14 protein-coding genes and 2 pseudogenes are annotated in these 16004 nt (G+C 59.3%); 9 read left to right on the forward strand and 7 right to left on the reverse strand.

Annotated elements, in window-relative coordinates; translation table 11 throughout:
• Nucleotides 1–299 precede the first annotated feature (299 nt).
• The 5 genes from ACVDG8_RS34085 (at nucleotide 300) to ACVDG8_RS34105 (ending at nucleotide 6311) form a co-directional block, all read left to right on the forward strand.
• Nucleotides 300–1814, forward strand: coding sequence for an aldehyde dehydrogenase (locus ACVDG8_RS34085; RefSeq protein WP_447252392.1), 1515 nt, complete (start codon nucleotides 300–302; stop codon nucleotides 1812–1814).
• 75 nt (nucleotides 1815–1889) lie between these two features.
• Nucleotides 1890–2999, forward strand: coding sequence for an ABC transporter ATP-binding protein (locus ACVDG8_RS34090; RefSeq protein WP_447252393.1), 1110 nt, complete (start codon nucleotides 1890–1892; stop codon nucleotides 2997–2999).
• 75 nt (nucleotides 3000–3074) lie between these two features.
• Entirely contained in the window at nucleotides 3075–4124 is a 1050-nt protein-coding gene (locus ACVDG8_RS34095; protein WP_447252394.1) for an ABC transporter substrate-binding protein, read from the forward strand.
• A 97-nt stretch (nucleotides 4125–4221) separates the two neighbouring features.
• Nucleotides 4222–5484 (forward strand): ABC transporter permease, encoded by a 1263-nt coding sequence (locus tag ACVDG8_RS34100; RefSeq protein WP_447252395.1) that lies wholly within the window; start codon nucleotides 4222–4224, stop codon nucleotides 5482–5484.
• On the forward strand, nucleotides 5481–6311 hold the full coding sequence (locus ACVDG8_RS34105) for an ABC transporter permease (protein ID WP_447252396.1): 831 nt from the start codon (nucleotides 5481–5483) through the stop codon (nucleotides 6309–6311). The genes ACVDG8_RS34100 and ACVDG8_RS34105 overlap by 4 nt, the downstream gene beginning before the upstream one ends.
• Before the next feature lie 88 nt (nucleotides 6312–6399).
• On the opposite strand, the gene ACVDG8_RS34110 is transcribed toward ACVDG8_RS34105, so the two are convergent.
• Nucleotides 6400–6873: a cupin domain-containing protein gene (locus tag ACVDG8_RS34110; protein ID WP_455707413.1), complete on the reverse strand. Its 474-nt coding sequence runs from the start codon at nucleotides 6871–6873 to the stop codon at nucleotides 6400–6402.
• On the reverse strand, nucleotides 6788–7030 hold the full coding sequence (locus ACVDG8_RS34115) for a helix-turn-helix domain-containing protein (RefSeq protein WP_455707414.1): 243 nt from the start codon (nucleotides 7028–7030) through the stop codon (nucleotides 6788–6790). The genes ACVDG8_RS34110 and ACVDG8_RS34115 overlap by 86 nt, the downstream gene beginning before the upstream one ends.
• Nucleotides 7031–7363: 333 nt before the next feature.
• On the opposite strand from ACVDG8_RS34115, the gene ACVDG8_RS34120 reads away from it, so the two are divergent.
• The gene (locus ACVDG8_RS34120; protein ID WP_447252398.1) at nucleotides 7364–8764 is read left to right on the forward strand and encodes an aminotransferase; all 1401 of its coding nucleotides are present in this window, start codon (nucleotides 7364–7366) and stop codon (nucleotides 8762–8764) included.
• Nucleotides 8765–8787: 23 nt separating this feature from the next.
• A pseudogene (gene ald, locus ACVDG8_RS34125) lies at nucleotides 8788–9905 on the forward strand (alanine dehydrogenase).
• 312 nt (nucleotides 9906–10217) lie between these two features.
• Here ald and ACVDG8_RS34130 read toward each other — a convergent pair.
• The 5 genes and pseudogenes from ACVDG8_RS34130 to ACVDG8_RS34150 all read right to left on the reverse strand — a co-directional run bounded on the left by ACVDG8_RS34130 (nucleotide 10218) and on the right by ACVDG8_RS34150 (nucleotide 13868).
• A complete protein-coding gene (locus tag ACVDG8_RS34130) occupies nucleotides 10218–10814 on the reverse strand; it encodes a PLP-dependent transferase (RefSeq protein ID WP_455707415.1) in 597 nt (198 codons plus the stop codon).
• A gap of 115 nt (nucleotides 10815–10929) precedes the next feature.
• A pseudogene (locus tag ACVDG8_RS34135) lies at nucleotides 10930–11406 on the reverse strand (PLP-dependent transferase); the annotation flags it as partial.
• 3 nt (nucleotides 11407–11409) lie between these two features.
• Complete coding sequence (locus ACVDG8_RS34140; protein WP_447252400.1) at nucleotides 11410–12570, reverse strand: pyridoxal phosphate-dependent aminotransferase; 1161 nt, start codon at nucleotides 12568–12570, stop codon at nucleotides 11410–11412.
• Between the two features lie 61 nt (nucleotides 12571–12631).
• Nucleotides 12632–13267 (reverse strand): fumarylacetoacetate hydrolase family protein, encoded by a 636-nt coding sequence (locus ACVDG8_RS34145; protein WP_455707416.1) that lies wholly within the window; start codon nucleotides 13265–13267, stop codon nucleotides 12632–12634.
• A 217-nt stretch (nucleotides 13268–13484) separates the two neighbouring features.
• Nucleotides 13485–13868 carry a Rid family detoxifying hydrolase gene (locus ACVDG8_RS34150; RefSeq protein ID WP_447252402.1) on the reverse strand — a complete coding sequence of 128 codons (384 nt, stop codon included), beginning with the start codon at nucleotides 13866–13868 and terminating at the stop codon, nucleotides 13485–13487.
• Nucleotides 13869–14068: 200 nt separating this feature from the next.
• Between ACVDG8_RS34150 and ACVDG8_RS34155 the strand changes: the two genes are divergently transcribed.
• A complete protein-coding gene (locus ACVDG8_RS34155; protein WP_447252403.1) occupies nucleotides 14069–14842 on the forward strand; it encodes an AraC family transcriptional regulator in 774 nt (257 codons plus the stop codon).
• An 829-nt stretch (nucleotides 14843–15671) separates the two neighbouring features.
• Nucleotides 15672–15971 (forward strand): hypothetical protein, encoded by a 300-nt coding sequence (locus ACVDG8_RS34160; protein WP_447252404.1) that lies wholly within the window; start codon nucleotides 15672–15674, stop codon nucleotides 15969–15971.
• The last annotated feature ends 33 nt before the right edge of the window (nucleotides 15972–16004 follow it).

The following is a 16004-nucleotide window of genomic DNA, read 5'->3' on the forward strand; positions in this document are numbered from 1 at the left end:
ACGTGACAATCTGCGGGGCACAATGTCTCCCAAGCACATCCTCCCTAACTGACGGAGCCTCGCGAGAGGCTCCGTTTTTCTTTGCGGGCGTCGTTTCAAAGCGGGCCATCCTGACCTCTGGACCCACAAGCCGCTATCGTTGAGCGGCCGCCTGCTTGCGGAGGTCAAGGAAGCCGCGTGCCCGGCGGGTGGAAATCCAGCGCGAAATTTCTGCTTTCGAAGAATTCCTCTTCCATAAGAGAAAAATTCTGCTATAGAAAAATTCTGCTATAGAAGACAGGTTTCTCGGGAGGACGCCGTTGTACGAACGCAGCAAAAACGTTGAGACGCTGTCCCTGTTTATAGACGGGCAGTGGAAGCCGGCGTCCGGTGGCTCCTATTTCGACAGCACCGACCCCTATACCGGACAAGTCTGGTCGCGCGTTCCAAGCGCGACGGCTGAGGACGTCGATGTGGCTGTGCGAGCGGCCCATCGGGCATTCACCTCTGGCCCTTGGGCGGAAATGACGCCAACCCAGCGCGGCCGGCTCCTCTACAGGCTCGGTGACCTGGTCGCGGCCAATGCGGAAAAGCTCGGCGAATTGGAGGTCAGGGACAACGGCAAACTCCTGGCTGAAATGCTCGGCCAGATGCGCTACTTACCGGAGTGGTTTTACTATTACGGTGGTCTGGCGGACAAGGTGGAGGGTTCCGTAACGCCGGCAGAGCGGCCGGGGATGATGCACTACATCCGCTACGAGCCCATCGGGGTCGTTGCAGCCATTTCCCCCTGGAATTCGCCGCTGGTTTTGACGGTATGGAAACTTGCGCCAGCGCTTGCTGCCGGCAATACCGTGGTGGTCAAGCCCTCCGAATATTCTTCCGCCTCGATGCTGTATCTGGCCGAACTGTTTGAAAAGGCGGGCTTCCCGCCTGGCGTGATCAACGTCATTACGGGGGTGGGCAGGGAGACCGGCGAAGCCCTCGTGAACCACCCGCTGGTTGAGCGCATTGCCTTTACGGGAGGCGAGGCCGGTGGCCGGGCCGTCTATCAGGCTGCCGCAAAAGCATTCAAGCGCGTGTCGCTGGAACTCGGCGGCAAGTCGCCCAATATCGTCTTTGCCGATGCAGATCTCGATGATGCCGTGAAAGGAGCCGTCGCCGGCATATTTGCAGCCGCCGGGCAGACCTGTATGGCGGGCTCCCGGCTTCTGGTTCAGGATTCCATTCACGACGAGTTTGTCGAAAGACTGATCGAGTTTGCCGGCAGCGCCAAGCTTGGAGATCCATTCCGAAGCGATACCGATATCGGTCCGATTGCAACGCGGCCGCAGTTCGAAAAGATATTGGACTACATCGGAATTGCTAAGGCTGAGGGCGCCAAATGCGCCTTGGGAGGCGAGCAAGCGACGGGAGATGGGCTCAATGGCGGCTTGTTTGTCAAGCCCACCATTTTCACCGGAGTGAACAACCGCATGCGCATCGCGCAGGAGGAGGTTTTCGGTCCCATACTCTCGATCATTCGCTTCAAGACGGAGGATGAAGCCGTCGAAATCGCGAATGATACCTTGTACGGCCTTGCCGCAGGTATCTGGACGCAAGACCTCGCGCGCGCGATAAATCTCCCATCTCGCTTGAGGGCCGGCACGGTCTGGGTCAACGCCTATCGTGTCGTCAGTTACCTGGCGCCGTTCGGTGGCTTCAAGAACTCTGGCATTGGCCGCGAGAATGGCAAGGAAGCCATCAAAGAATACCTTGAGGCCAAGAGTGTGTTCTTGAACACCAATCGTGGCGTGCCCTCGCCATTTGTGATGCGTCTGCCAAGCGTCCAGTGACCACAGCTTTGCCGTCGGTCCCGGCTTCGCGCGCAGCCACGGGGCGAAACGAAGACGACGGCGCGGGAGGAAAATATGGAAGGCAGCATGGCTACGCCGGCAACGGCTTTGGTGCGCTTTGTAGGCGTGCAGAAGACCTATGACGGCGAAAATATCGTGGTGAAGAACCTCGACCTCGAGATCAAGAAGGGCGAGTTCATTACGCTGCTTGGCCCGTCTGGCTCGGGCAAGACGACCACGCTGATGATGCTGGCGGGCTTTGAGGTGCCGACTCACGGCGACATTTATCTCGCCGGCCGGTCCATCAAGAACATGCCGCCGCATATGCGCGACATCGGCATGGTGTTCCAAAACTACGCGTTGTTCCCGCACCTGACCATCGAGGAGAACGTTGCCTTCCCTCTGGCTGTGCGAGGGGTCAGTAAAGCAGAGACCGCGGAACGGGTAAAAGCTGCGCTGCGCATGATCAAGATGGAAGGACTGGCGCAACGGCGACCCGGGCAACTGTCCGGTGGCCAGCAGCAGCGTGTGGCACTGGCTCGCGCGCTCGTCTTCAAACCGCAGCTGGTCTTGATGGACGAACCTCTCGGCGCCCTGGACAAGCGCCTGCGAGAGCAGATGCAACTGGAGATAAAGCAAATTCACGACACGATGGGCGTCACCGTCGTCTACGTCACCCACGACCAGAGCGAAGCGCTGACGATGTCGGATCGCATCGCGGTCTTCAATGACGGCATCGTGCAGCAGATCGACAGGCCGAGCGTTCTGTACAAGGACCCGGTCAACAGCTTCGTCGCCAACTTCGTTGGTGAAAACAACGTTCTGTCCGGCACCATCGACATCATCGAGGGGAAATATTGCCGGGTCGCCATCGCCTCCGGTGGCACCGTCGTCGCAAAGGCGGTCAATGTTCGCGCACCCGGCGCCGCCACGTCTCTCTCGGTTAGGCCCGAGTGCGTCTCTATCCTGCCAGACGCAAAGGCAGATGATCAGCCAAACCGGCTGCAGGCGACGGTCCTAAGCACAATCTATCTCGGCGATCATGCATTGGCCGTCCTCGACGTCGCGGGCAATGGCGAGTTCATCGTCAAGCTTCAATCCGACAACCTTGGAGGCCTCAGCCACGGTCAGCGCGTAGCCATCGGGTTCCGGCCCGAGGACTGCTTGGCCCTTGATCCCATTTAGTCAGCCGCATGGCCGGCGCGAGCGGCCAGACGGGGAACATTATGAAAAACCTCGCAGCAACAAGGGAACTGAACAATGTTGAAGCTTATGACAGCACTGGGAGTCGTCGCCACGTTCACCGCCGGGCTTGCGCTGGCAACCGCCGCTCAGGCACGCGATCTGACGGTCGTATCGTGGGGCGGTGCTTTGCAAGACGCACAAAAGAAGACCTATTTCGAGCCGTTCAAGCAGGTGAGCGGCATTCCGATGAACGACGAGTCATGGGATGGTGGCATTGGCGTCTTGCGCGCCAAGGTAGAAGGCGGGGCGTCCACCTGGGGTGTCATCCAGGTCGAAAGCGAGGAACAAGCTGTTGGTTGCGAGGAGGGCCTTTTCGAGAAGCTCGACTTTTCGAAAATCGGAGGCGAGAGCGCCTACCTGCCGCAGGCAGTCTCAACCTGCGGCATTGGCGCCGCCCTTTACGATTTCGTTCTCGCCTACGATCGGGACAAGCTGAAGGATGCCCCCAAGAGCTGGGCCGACTTCTTCGATACCAAGAAATATCCAGGCAAGCGCGCCTTGCGCCAGGGACCGAAAAGCACGCTGGAGATTGCGCTGCTCGGGGACGGCGTGGCCCCGGGCGACGTCTACAAGCTACTGGCCACCGACGCAGGTGTCGAAAGAGCCTTCAAGAAGCTCGACACCATCAAGGATGACATTGTCTGGTGGAAGGCCGGCGCTCAGCCGCCGCAGCTGCTTGCGTCCGGCGAGGTGACGATGACCATGGTCTACAATGGCCGCATCGATGCCGCGAACAAAAATGACAAGAAGAATTTCGGCATCGTGTGGAACCAGGCGCTCTATACGGTTGACAGCTGGGTCATTCTGAAGGGCAGCCCAAACCTGGATGCGGCCTACAAGTTCCTCGACTTCGCCGGCAAAGCCGAAAACCAGGCCAAGTTCTCGCAGGCCATCGCTTACGGCACAGCAAACAAGGACGCCACATCCCTTCTGCAGCCGGCCGTCCTGAAGGATCTGCCAACGGCTCCGGACAACTCCAAGAACACGCTGGAGATCAACGTTCCGTTCTGGCTCGAAAACATCGATCGCCTGACTGAACGCTTCAACAAGTGGGTCGCAAAGTAGGCGCAGCAGCAGAGCACCGTATCGGCGCAGGACTGGCTCCAAGAGATGGCGCCAGTCTTTGGTCCGGTGTGGAATTCTCCGTCAGAAGGCTCAACCCATGACAACTGCGCTCCTCACCGGGACCGATGCGAAGGCCGACATCTCTCTGAAGCGTCAATTGAAGCGCGCGGAGCGGGCGCGACAGCTCAAGGCCTTGGCAATGATCCTGCCGCTGCTCGCTTTCCTGCTTTTCACCTTTCTGGGTCCCATATCCGGCATGCTGTGGCGCTCGGTCCATGACTGGGAGGTGCCGAAGATCCTGCCACGCACCGTGGCAGCATTGGCGAACTGGAATGGAAAGGACTTGCCCGGCGAACAGGCGTATGCCGCGCTCGCGACGGATATAATGGAAGCTCGCGACGCCGGCACCATCGCCATCGCATCCAAGCGGCTGAACTACAAAATGACCGGATTCCGAACGATCCTTTCCAGCACGGCGCGCAAACTGCAGGCAGGTCCGCCGGCCGGCACGGCCAAGGAAGCCTTGAGCAACATCAATCCAGCCTGGCATGACCGCGAAACCTGGGTGGCTATAAAAAGCGCGAGCGGGCCGGTCACCAATTTTTACCTGCTGGAGGCCATCGACCTCACCCGGAATGTGGACGGCGGCATCGTCGCGGTCGCGTCGGATCAGGCGATCTATCGGGATGTTTTCGCCCGCACCTTCATGATCAGTTCAATCGTGACAGTACTTTGCTTGATCCTTGGCTTCCCGGTCGCCTATTTGCTGGCGGCGCTGCCGCCCAACCGTTCAAATCTGCTCATGATCTGTGTGCTGCTGCCATTTTGGACCTCGCTCTTGGCGCGCACCTGTGCCTGGATCGTGCTGTTGCAGAGCCAGGGGGTGGTGAATGACACCCTGCAGTGGCTGGGCATTATCAACGAGCCGGTGCGTCTGGTCTACAACCGCTTCGGCGTCTATGTGGCAATGACCCACATTCTGCTGCCCTTCATGATCCTGCCGCTCTACAGCAACATGAAGGCGATATCTCCGGCATACATGCGAGCGGCAGCTTCGCTTGGCGCGTCACCAATGATTGCGTTCCGGCGAATTTACTTGCCGCAAACCCTGCCTGGCGTCGGTGCCGGTACCTTGCTCGTCTTCATACTGGCGCTCGGCTACTACATCACGCCAGCACTGGTCGGCGGCGGCGGCGACCAAATGATAAGCTACTTCATCGCCCAATATACAACTGAAACCGCCAATTGGGGCCTGGCTTCCGCTTTGGGCGCGGTGCTGCTGTTTGCAACTCTGCTGCTGAGCCTCATCTATGGCAAGCTGGTCAACGGCCAGCAGATCACAGGGGGGATGAAGAATTGAGTGGCACCTCTTCGCTTCGCACACCCAGCCAGCGCATTGCCTGGGGAACTACCATCGTCGTCTCCGCGCTGGTGTTCTTCTTCCTGGTGGCGCCAATCCTGGCGATCATGCCGCTGTCGTTCAGTTCCGGCTCCTATCTAACCTATCCGATGCCGGGATTCTCCCTTCGCTGGTATGATGATTTTCTCAGCTCTGCGCGCTGGATGTCGTCACTCAAGAATAGCATGATCATTGGTATCGCCGCGACAGCCTTGTCGATGGTGCTCGGCACGTTGGCCGCGCTTGGCCTTGCCCAATGGAAGAGCAAGTTCAAGCCGCTTGTCCTGGCAGTGGTGCTCTCGCCGGTCGTCGTCCCGGTTGTGATCACCGCTGTCGGCCTGTATTTGTTTTTCGCGCCGCTGGGGCTCACCGGCAACTACCTGGGACTGATCCTGGCTCACACAGCGCTTGCGACGCCCTTCGTGGTGATTACCGTCGGTGCGACACTGCAGAGCTTCGACATGAACCTGGCCCGCGCGGCGGCTTCGCTCGGCGCTTCACCCCTGTATGCTTTTCGCCGTGTGATCCTGCCGCTCATCCTGCCAGGGCTGGCGTCCGGAGCTCTATTCGCATTTGCGACCAGTTTCGATGAGGTCGTCATTGTCCTGTTCATGGCGGGACCGGAGCAGCGGACTTTGCCTCTCGAGATGTTCAGCGGCATACGCGAGAACATTAGCCCGACAATCACGGCCGCGGCCGTGATCCTGACTGCTGTTTCGACCATTCTGCTTGCGACTATGGAAGGCTTGCGCCGGCGCAACGAACGGCTGAAGGGCAACACTCCGTGAACTAGCCAATAGCGAGCAAGTCAAAATTAACTGGACGGCAGCCAGAGCTCTGGTCAAATCCCAACGCGACGAAATTGGCCACTCCGCATTATGATCCTGCATCATTGCGGCGAACAAAGGCCTGGGCCGCGGCGATGATTAGATAGTACTCAGAGGGCTTGGGGGTCGGGTTCGCGAACCAGTGCTCCGCGTCGGCTTCGAAGTACAGGGAATCCCCTTCCTCCAGAATGGTCTCAACGTTGTCGATTCCCACCACGACACGTCCTCGAGAAGCCAGCACATGCTTGGTGCACCCCGCAGGGTAGGCGGGCAATTTGCCGGTCGATGTCTTTGGGGGAAGGTGATGAAGCACCACTTCCACAGGCATGCCCGGCATCAGGGGCGAAAGGAGATAGCGTTCGAATCCCGTCTCCGCATCTCTGAACACTTGTCTTTGGTCCTTGCGCACAATTGCAAACGTCCTTCGCGTCGATCCTTCATCGCCCACCAAGGCTGAAAACGAGGCACCCAAAGCATGGGAAATGCGCTTCGCGACGCCGATTGTCGGACTCTTTTTCGCCACGTTCGACCTGGGAGAGCATCGCTCGGCTTACACCCGACAATTTGGAGAGTTGATCCAGCGTCAAATCGGCCTGCTCTCGCAACGCGCGCACCCGATCCCCAAATGCCCGTCCAACAGGATCCTGCCGACCAACTTTTTGCACTGCCGCTCTGGCCATATCGAATCACTTCCCAGCCTTCATTACCAGTTCATTGCACCCTAGCCACGCTCGCACCTCGTGTCACACCGGCCGCGCGCAGGCTCAATTGGAGAAGCTTCGTGTATCCTCTTTAGAAGAGACAATCTACTATAAAGAAAAATCTCTTCCAAAGTATAATCATTTCCGCTATGAGAGAAAAGAGCCCCGCAGGGGGTTCCAGCATGGCGCGACTACGGCATTGAGACGGCGGCGCCACCGCGGCGGCGGACACGGGCTCTTTCGCTCGCGACTATGCAGGAGAGGTGCAGCGAAATGCGGCCGCTTCGCGATGCGGCGGCTCTGGAGGATCCTATGACCGACATTAGAACAATCGCCGAGCTTGATCGTGCGAGTGTTATACATCCCGCCACCCAGCTCAGGGATTTTGCCACCGGCAAGCTCGGCGACCCCACTATTGTCGTTGGGGGTAAAGGCATCCGCATCGAAGATGCCCAGGGGAAAACCTACATCGACGGCTTTGCAGGCCTGTACTGCATGAACGTTGGATATGGCCGAACCGAAGTTGCGGAAGCCATTGCCGAGCAGGCCCACAAGCTGGCCTATTATCATACCTTCGCAGCGCACACGACCGAAGGGCTAGCAACGCTTTCCGCCCGGCTTGTGCAAATGGCACCGGGCAAGCCCAGCAAGGTTTTCTACGGGCTTTCCGGATCTGACGCCAACGAGACCCAGGCGAAGCTTGTTTGGTACTACAACAATCTGCGTGGCCAGCCGAAGAAGAAGAAGATCATTTCGCGTCTCCGCGGCTTCCACGGCTGTTCGGTCGTTGCCGGCTCGATGACCGGCCTGTCGGTCTATCACGACCACATGGACCTTCCTTTGCCGACCATCTTGCATACGGGCGTTCCGCATTACTACAGGGGCGGTGTGCCAGGCGAGACGGAGGACGCGTTCTCTCGCAGGCGCGCCGCTGAGCTTGAGCAACTGATTGTGAAGGAGGGCCCCGAAACCGTCGGGGGCTTCATTGCCGAGCCTGTGCTCGGCACGGGAGGCATAATCCCGCCTCCCGCCGGCTATTGGCGCGAAGTCCAGCGGATCCTTCAGAAATACGACATCCTCCTGATCGCAGACGAGGTCGTCTGCGGATTCGGCCGGACCGGCGCGGACTTCGGAAGCACGCTGTATGAGATCGAACCGGATCTTGTCACCGTCGCCAAAGGTCTGACGTCCGGCTACGCACCGCTTTCGGGAGCGATCGTCGGCGAGAAGGTCTTCGCTGTGATGGAAGAGGCCGCCGAGCGCGTCGGCGCATTTTCACACGGTTACACCTATACCGGTCATCCAATTTCAGTCGCCGCGGCCAACGCGGTTCTCGACATTTTCGAGAAAGAGAGGCTGACCGACCGTGCGAGAACAGTCGGCGCACATTTCCAAAAACGCCTGAAGGAGCGCTTCGCCCAACTTGAAATTGTTGGCGAAGTCAGAGGCGTGGGTTTGCTTGGCGCCATTGAGTTTGTCGCCGATCGTCAGACGAAGGAGCGGTTCGACCCTTTGCTCAAAGTCGGCCCGCGCATTTCCAAGGCTGCCCGCGAACGGGGCCTCATCGCCCGGGCAATGCCGCAGGGCGACATCCTCGGGTTTGCCCCGCCGCTGGTCGTAACCGAATCCGAAATCGATGAGATTGTTGATCTAGCCTACCAGGCGACGAGGCAAGTCATGAACGAACTTGCAAAGGAAGGGGCGACCAAGTGAGGCGCAACGGTGTAGCAACGGGGATCCGTGTCGGTTGCCCGAAGGAAATCAAAGACCATGAATATCGGGTCGGCCTGACGCCCGCTTCGGTCCGTGAGTATGTCGCTCATGGCCACGGGGTCTGGGTCGAGACGAAGGCGGGCGCTGGGATTGGCGCCGATGATGCTGCTTATATCGCCGCTGGCGCGGAGATCGCTGCCACGGCAAAGGACATCTTTGAGAAATGCGACATGATCGTCAAAGTCAAAGAGCCTCAGCCTTCGGAGTGGGTGCAACTCCACGATGGCCAACTCCTCTACACCTATCTTCATCTGGCGCCAGACCCGGAACAGACCAAGGGTCTTCTTGCCTCGGGCGTAACGGCTATCGCCTATGAGACGGTGACCGATGGGCGTGGCGGGCTCCCGTTGCTTGCTCCCATGTCTGAAGTCGCCGGGCGTTTGTCGATACAAGCTGGCGCAACGGCACTGCAGAAGGCCAATGGCGGGCTGGGCGTCTTGCTAGGCGGGGTGCCGGGCGTCCTCCCGGCGAAGGTTGCCATTATCGGTGGTGGCGTCGTGGGCCTGCACGCGGCCAAGATGGCCATCGGTCTTGGCGCCGGCGTAACCATCCTGGACAGGTCCTTGCCACGCCTGCGTCAGCTCGATGAGATTTTCAATGGGCGCGTTACACGCGCTACTCCAACATCCAGGCGTTGGAGGAAGAAATTTTCTCGGCGGATCTCGTCGTCGGGGCGGTTCTGGTTCCCGGCGCGGCGGCTCCGAAGCTCATTGTTCGCAAAATGCTGTCGAGCATGAAGAAGGGGGCCGTTGTCGTCGATGTCGCCATCGACCAGGGTGGATGTTTCGAAACCTCGCATGCCACGACCCACTCGGAACCGACCTATGTCGTTGACGGTATCGTGCATTATTGCGTTGCCAATATGCCGGGTGCCGTGCCGGTCACTTCCGCTCGTGCACTAAACAACGCCACGCTCGTCCACGGCCTTGCCTTGGCCGATCGGGGCTTGCGCGCCATTGCCGAAGACGAGCATCTGCGCAATGGCCTCAACGTCCACAAGGGCCGCGTTACAAACAGACCTGTCGCCGAGGCATTGGGTTACGAAGCATTCTCACCAGAAAAGGTGTTGAATGCAGCTTAGCTGCCCCGAAATGATCAAACTCTCTGCACGATCGAAAGGTGAGGGCATGGGCGCGGCTCGGTTGCGCGGATTTGCGCGTGCCCCGGCGGCAGTTAACGCAAAACGAGGCCATCGCTCAGGCATGACGGACAGATTTGGCCGAGGTTGTATTTTGACCGAACGAGATCCTTCCCTTGGCGATTTGCAGTTCGCTCGCATCTAGGTCTATCGTTCATCTGAAATGTAATTCACGTCCAGCCTTTGATGCTGTAGCGCTCAAGCCGACGCACGATTCGCGGCGTCGGCAGGTAGCGTGGCCTCCGTCCGCCAAGCCTACGCTTTGGCGAGAATCGTGCCGAGCTCATCAACGAGGCGATCAGGATCTTCCAATCCAACGGACATGCGAAAGGCGCCATGTCCTATCCATTCCCTGTACCGAGCGGCGGCATCTGGCTTAAGATGATAGGATGTACCAATGATATCGTCCGAAGGGATGTAGAAGATGAGGCTCTTCGTCTTGCCGAGGGACACGGCATAGCTGAAGGTCGTCACAGATTCGGCAAAACGGCGGGCGAGTTCCACGCCATCGCCAACCGAGAATGTAACCATGCCTGAAAAGTTGGCCATCTGTCGAGTGGCAAGCTCGTGCTGGGGATGGGAGGCGAGCCCGGGCCAGTAGGTTTTCTCGACACTCGGATGGCTTTCAAGAAAGCGTGCCACGATACTAGCGTTGCGCTCATGAATCATCATGCGTGCTTCGAGCGTTTCGATGCCCCTCATTATCAGCCATGCCGCGAAAGGCGACAGGCAGCCGCCATGGTGGATAAGCGCCTCCTTTCTCATCGCCGCCATCGCGGCCCCGTCGCCCATGATCGCGCCGCCGATCGCGTCGCCATGACCGCACAGGTATTTGCTCAGCGAATGCACCACAAAGTCGGCGCCAAGCGACAGCGGGCGTGTCGCGATCGGCGTGGCAATTGTCGAGATCGACCGACAGTTTGGCGCCGCAACCCCTGGCAATTCGAGCGATCGCCGCGATGTCGGTCAGCTTCAAGGTCGGGTTGGCCGGCGTCTCGACATGGATGAGGCGCGTCTCGGCCCGAACGGCTGCGGCGACGTTAGCTGGATTGGCGCTATCGACGGCGGAAACGGCAATGCCGAACTTGGGCAGGATGTCGTGCGCAAGCTCCGCCACCCCTGCATAGCAAACGTCGGACAGGATGAGGTGATCGCCGCTCCGGAGTTGCGTCAGAAACAAAGCGGATATGGCCGCCATGCCGCTTGCGAAGCAAAGCCCCGCTTCGCCACCTTCGAGTTCGGCCAGTTTTTGTTCAAGGGCCGCGACGGTCGGATTGCTCCACCGCGTATAGAAGTGGGGCGCGTCCTGCGTCAGGTCATTGGCTGAGAAACCGATAAGGTCGGGGTGGGTGTGGAAACTCGTCGCAGGAACTATGTCCGCAGATACCGGACGCGTGCTGTTTTTCGGCGTTGCCGCACCGCACGATTGTGCATCCTTCGTCATTTCTTAGGTCCTCGTGGTCGAGGCGACCTCTATCGCCTTCGAAAGTGCATCCAGCGCGGCGGCAAGAACGTTGATCGGCAGATAGCCAAAGCCGAGACGCAGGATGGCGGAGGACTCTCCAAACCAGGCACCGTCACCGATCTGAAGGTCCGCTTCGGGCAGAGCCGACCAGAAGCGATTGACCGCGGCCGCATCGAACGCGTCGGGGCTCAATCGAAGGCAGCACAGGGCTCCGCCATCCGGTTTGACCCAGTCGACGCGACCATTCTGGCGGTCGACCCAGGCCGCAACTTTCGACAACCCCGCCGCCAGCAGGCCCCGACGCTCGCTCAGGATCATGTCCCTGTTGTCGAGGACGACGCAGGCCAAGGTCTCGTCGAGCGGAGAGCCGGAAATCACGATGTTCATCTTGGCGGTGGTCAGCCGGTCGCGAAGCCCGGCGTCCCGAACAGTCAGCCACCCAACGCGAAGTCCCGGCGCGCCATGCGCTTTTGATACTGACCCCCCGGTAATGATCGCCTCATCCAGCGCCGCAACGCTTGGAGGCGGCGTTTCATTGCCATATGTCGCATCGCGATAGGTTTCGTCGACGAACAGAATTGCTTCGGGAGCCCTGGCGCGCATCAACTCCAGGATGGCCTCGACCTCCGCCACCGAGGTTCTGATACCGCTCGGGTTCTGCGGGCTCGCGATGCTGACCAGCTTTGTCCGTTCATTGAGAAGCGGCGCAAGCAGGTCCGCCGTGAGCCGGTAGCCTTGATCGAAGGTCAGGCGGCATTCGCGCACAGTGACACCCGAGGCGGCGAGCGAGGCGCGGGCAGGCGGAAAACAAGGTGTGGCGATGATCGCCTCGTCGCCCGCACGGCAGAGTTCGAAGGCAAGCAGGAACAGGCCCAGCGCCGTGCCCTGCGTGGTGACGACTTCATCGGGCTCGACCCCTGTGAGTGCCGCGATCGCGGAGCGAAGGCGCGGCAGGCCCGTGGAAGAACCATAGCCCATCTTGAGGTCGCGCAGTGTGGCCGCACCGCCGGCCAGGTCGATGAGTTCACCGAATGTCAGATCCTGCGCCGTACTCTCGGCAAGGTTGAAGCGCCGGTTGACGTCCAGCAGCGAAATAATGTCGTTTCGCGGAAAGCGTCCGCGGGTCCCTGAAATGCCTGTCACTTCCCGCTCCACATGGATTGCGTCTGTTTCTGTTTGAGGCAATCGCGACGAAGGCAGAGGATCATCGGACGACCATAATGCGTTGTTCGCCCAAACCCTCGATCCCGCAGTGAAGCTGATCTCCCGGCCGAAGATAGTCCGGATCCGGCTTGTTGTAGGCCACACCGTGAGGCGTGCCGGTGAGGATCACGTCGCCCGGCATGAGACGCATGAATTCGCTGAGGTGCGCGATGATCTGGGGGACAGTGAAGATCATTCGGGCCAGCAACGAGTCCTGTCGCATCGCTTCATTCTTCCGCAGCCAGATTCGTCGCCCTCCCAGATCCTCGGCCTCGCCGCGCGTAACCAGCCATGGGCCGAGCGGCGCGAAGGTGTCGGCGCTTTTCGCCTTGCTCCATTGGCCACCTCGCTTGAACTGCCAATTTCGCTCGGTGATGTCGTTGGCGACCGCGAACCCCGCAACCGCGCCCATCGCCTCTTCTTCCGTGACGTTGGCCGTCGGCCGACCAATCACACAGGCAAGTTCGACCTCCCAATCGACCGCGCTCGCGGTCTTTGGAATCCTGATCGGATCGGTTGGTCCACTCAGCGCTGTGGGCGCCTTGAAGAACACGAGGGGTTCGCTCGGCAATTCGAAACCCGTCTCGGCTGCGTGATCGGCATAGTTGAGACCGACGCAAATCATTTTTCCCGGCATCGGGACAGGCGGCCCAAGTCGGGCACTTGCCGACGCGATAGGAAAAGCAGTTACCTCTCTCCGAAAACGCAGCGAGCCAGTCTGGATCGAGAGCTTCGCCGGCCCAATCCGACACCTGGCCTGAAACATCTCTGATATGACCTTGTGGGTCGACGACGCCGGGTCGTTCTTGTCCGCACTCGCCAAAGCGCACCAGCTTCATGATCCGCCACAAAACTCAAGATCGCCGCGCGATCACGTCGATCTCTACTCGGGCACCAAGCGGCAATTTGGCCACCTGTACTGTCGTGCGCGCCGGAAACGGCGACGTGAACATCATCCCGTAGATGGCGTTCATGGCCGCAAAATCGTCCATGTCGGCAAGGAAAACATGGGCCTTGATCACGTGGTCGAAGCCGAGGCCTGCTGCGGCAAGGACGCGCCTGATGTTCTCGAAGGCTTGGTGCGTTTGTGCCTCGAGGCCGCCTACGACGATCGCTCCGGTTTCCGGATCCTGCCCGGCCTGGCCCGACGTATAAAGCAGGTCGCCAGCCCAAACAGCATGCGCAAATGGTCCGACAGGCGGCGTCAGGTCCGGTGCTGTGACTGTCGTTCTGGTCATTTCGTGCTCCTCGGTTCAGTTGGCGGTGCCGCCCGATTCAGCTCGGGTGTGCCATCGGTTTACGGGAAGCACGATCCGATCTACGCTTCTTGTCTGATCTTGACCTTCTGCCTGATACTGATCCTTTGTCTGACCCGGCCCCTATGCCTTCCCAGCAATTCGAAAGCCCGCTCGACAAAGCGACGTTCCGCAGCTCGCAGATGTTCGGCGGCATCGATCTGATGTCGGCAAGGTTCGTGCGGCACAGTTTTGCGCCGCACACGCATGACGAGTTGATGATCGGCATCATCCATGCCGGCGTGAAATCGTTCCGGCGCGGAAGGTCACGAGAATATGCAGCACCTGGCAGCATCTCCGTCGTCAATGCCGGTGAAATGCATACCGGAGAGCGCGAGCATGGCAGCGAACTGATCTACGCGGCCCTCTACGTGCCGCAAATCGCCATTGCTATGATGCTGGCTCATCCCACAGGCGGATACCTCGAAGTCAGACAACCAGTCGTCGACGACCGCGACATCTGGGGCTGGCTGGGTGCTGCCCATCGGCTTGCCATGGCCGGCGACGACGCCGCCGCCGAGGAGGCCATGATCTCCGGCATTTCCCAGCTGTTCCACCGCTATGGAACCAGCCGCGCCATTCCGTTCGAAGTGGCGGCCTGCTCAAAGGCAGTCAACCGTGCGATTGCGTTCCTGCAAGCCCATGCTGGTGACCACATCAGCCTCGAAGACGCCTCAAGAGCCTCCGGCGTCGGTCCGTTTCACCTCATCAGGCTCTTCCAGAAACACCTTGGGCTGACCCCATACGCCTATCTTACGCAAGTCCGGATTGCGCGGTCGCGGCGCTTGTTGAGGCTCGGGCAGCCCGTCGCGCAAGTGGCGCTGGATGTGGGTTTTGCCGACCAGGCGCATTTCACAAAACGCTTCAAGCAACTTACCGGCACAACGCCAGCGTTTTATGCACGATCGATGCTATAAGCGTCAGCCACGACTTGCAAACGAAGAGCTGCTCGCGGCCTATTTCACTCATCCCGATCGCAGCCAGTAGGGCCGTTACTGAGAGCAATATCTCTTAGCGAGCGGCGATTGCCGATATCTCCTCCGTTCAGCAGGTTCGTCAAATAGTGCAGAGGCGCGAAATCGACGCTGCATTGTGGGGCAGGGAAGGGAACATGTCTTGCCTCCAACAACGGCGTCGCGGGACAACTGGGGTACATTTGCTTTCTACCGCCCGTCTGCTCTCTGCCACCCGTCGTACGGCGGTAGAGTCAGCGGCAAGGAAACTCGTAAGCCGTTGACTTTGGAGCGAATTTCGATCGGGGCGTCGAACATTGTGATCCAACATGCCCGACGGGTATGGAGCGGGATCATTGTGGATCAAGCTACCGAGGCCGTATTCATAATATTTATCAGTCACTTGTGATTAAGTGCGGGAGAGGTGGCGTCGTCAATTGGGGCATGTATCAAATGACCATTGTGATCTCTCACGCTTGGTCACAATCGCATTTGCTCGGTACTGCGACGTACCGATCAACAACGGACTCCGAGCGCTTACCTGTTCAAGCGGTCTCTGAACAACTGATCTAACTGGCGGGCAGAGTATTGGTTGGAGCAGGAGGACTGGCTAAGCGAGCTGCCTTAGGCTCGGGCGAGGCTTGACTGTTCTCAACAGGAAAGCTGCGGAACCCAAATTCGCAGCGATAGCAAAGCTCTCTCCAAAGATATTTCTGTACATAACTCTGTGGAGAACTTGCAGCTCATCAAATAGTGTTTTCTACTGAAGGCTGGAAAATCGGGGTTGCACTTCATGCATCAACGTTTCTCGAAGCTGATATCCGCAGGTTTTGTTGCATCTCTATGCTTTGCATGGCCTGCACTGGCGCAGACGGCTGCCGGCGCAGACCAGATGTGCGATATCCAAAAATTATGCGCGGACTGCCCGGCGCTCAATGTTTGCGCTGTCGCTGGCAGGCCACCCAATTGCGTTCAGACCTGCAGAAAGACGTTGCAGGTGCCCATCCCGGGCCAGCCTTTCGATGTGATCATCAAGGGGCTGACCGAAGGCAACGTTAAAGACATCGAAAAGATGACGCTTCCACCTCAATGAAGGCTCTACGGATATGGGGACTGGGTTTCGGGC

The sequence above is a fragment of the Mesorhizobium sp. ORM8.1 genome, assembly GCF_053005525.2.

Bases quoted from the DNA above. Each gene is read 5' to 3' on its own strand.
- ACVDG8_RS34090 (WP_447252393.1), top strand. From the start codon at position 1,890: ATGGAAGGCAGCATGGCTACGCCGGCAACGGCTTTGGTGCGCTTTGTA.
- ACVDG8_RS34095 (WP_447252394.1), top strand. From the start codon at position 3,075: ATGTTGAAGCTTATGACAGCACTGGGAGTCGTCGCCACGTTCACCGCC.
- ACVDG8_RS34100 (WP_447252395.1), top strand. From the start codon at position 4,222: ATGACAACTGCGCTCCTCACCGGGACCGATGCGAAGGCCGACATCTCT.
- ACVDG8_RS34115 (WP_455707414.1), bottom strand. From the start codon at position 7,030: ATGGCCAGAGCGGCAGTGCAAAAAGTTGGTCGGCAGGATCCTGTTGGA.
- ACVDG8_RS34120 (WP_447252398.1), top strand. From the start codon at position 7,364: ATGACCGACATTAGAACAATCGCCGAGCTTGATCGTGCGAGTGTTATA.
- ACVDG8_RS34145 (WP_455707416.1), bottom strand. From the start codon at position 13,267: ATGCCGGGAAAAATGATTTGCGTCGGTCTCAACTATGCCGATCACGCA.
- ACVDG8_RS34150 (WP_447252402.1), bottom strand. From the start codon at position 13,868: ATGACCAGAACGACAGTCACAGCACCGGACCTGACGCCGCCTGTCGGA.
- ACVDG8_RS34155 (WP_447252403.1), top strand. From the start codon at position 14,069: ATGTTCGGCGGCATCGATCTGATGTCGGCAAGGTTCGTGCGGCACAGT.
- ACVDG8_RS34160 (WP_447252404.1), top strand. From the start codon at position 15,672: ATGCATCAACGTTTCTCGAAGCTGATATCCGCAGGTTTTGTTGCATCT.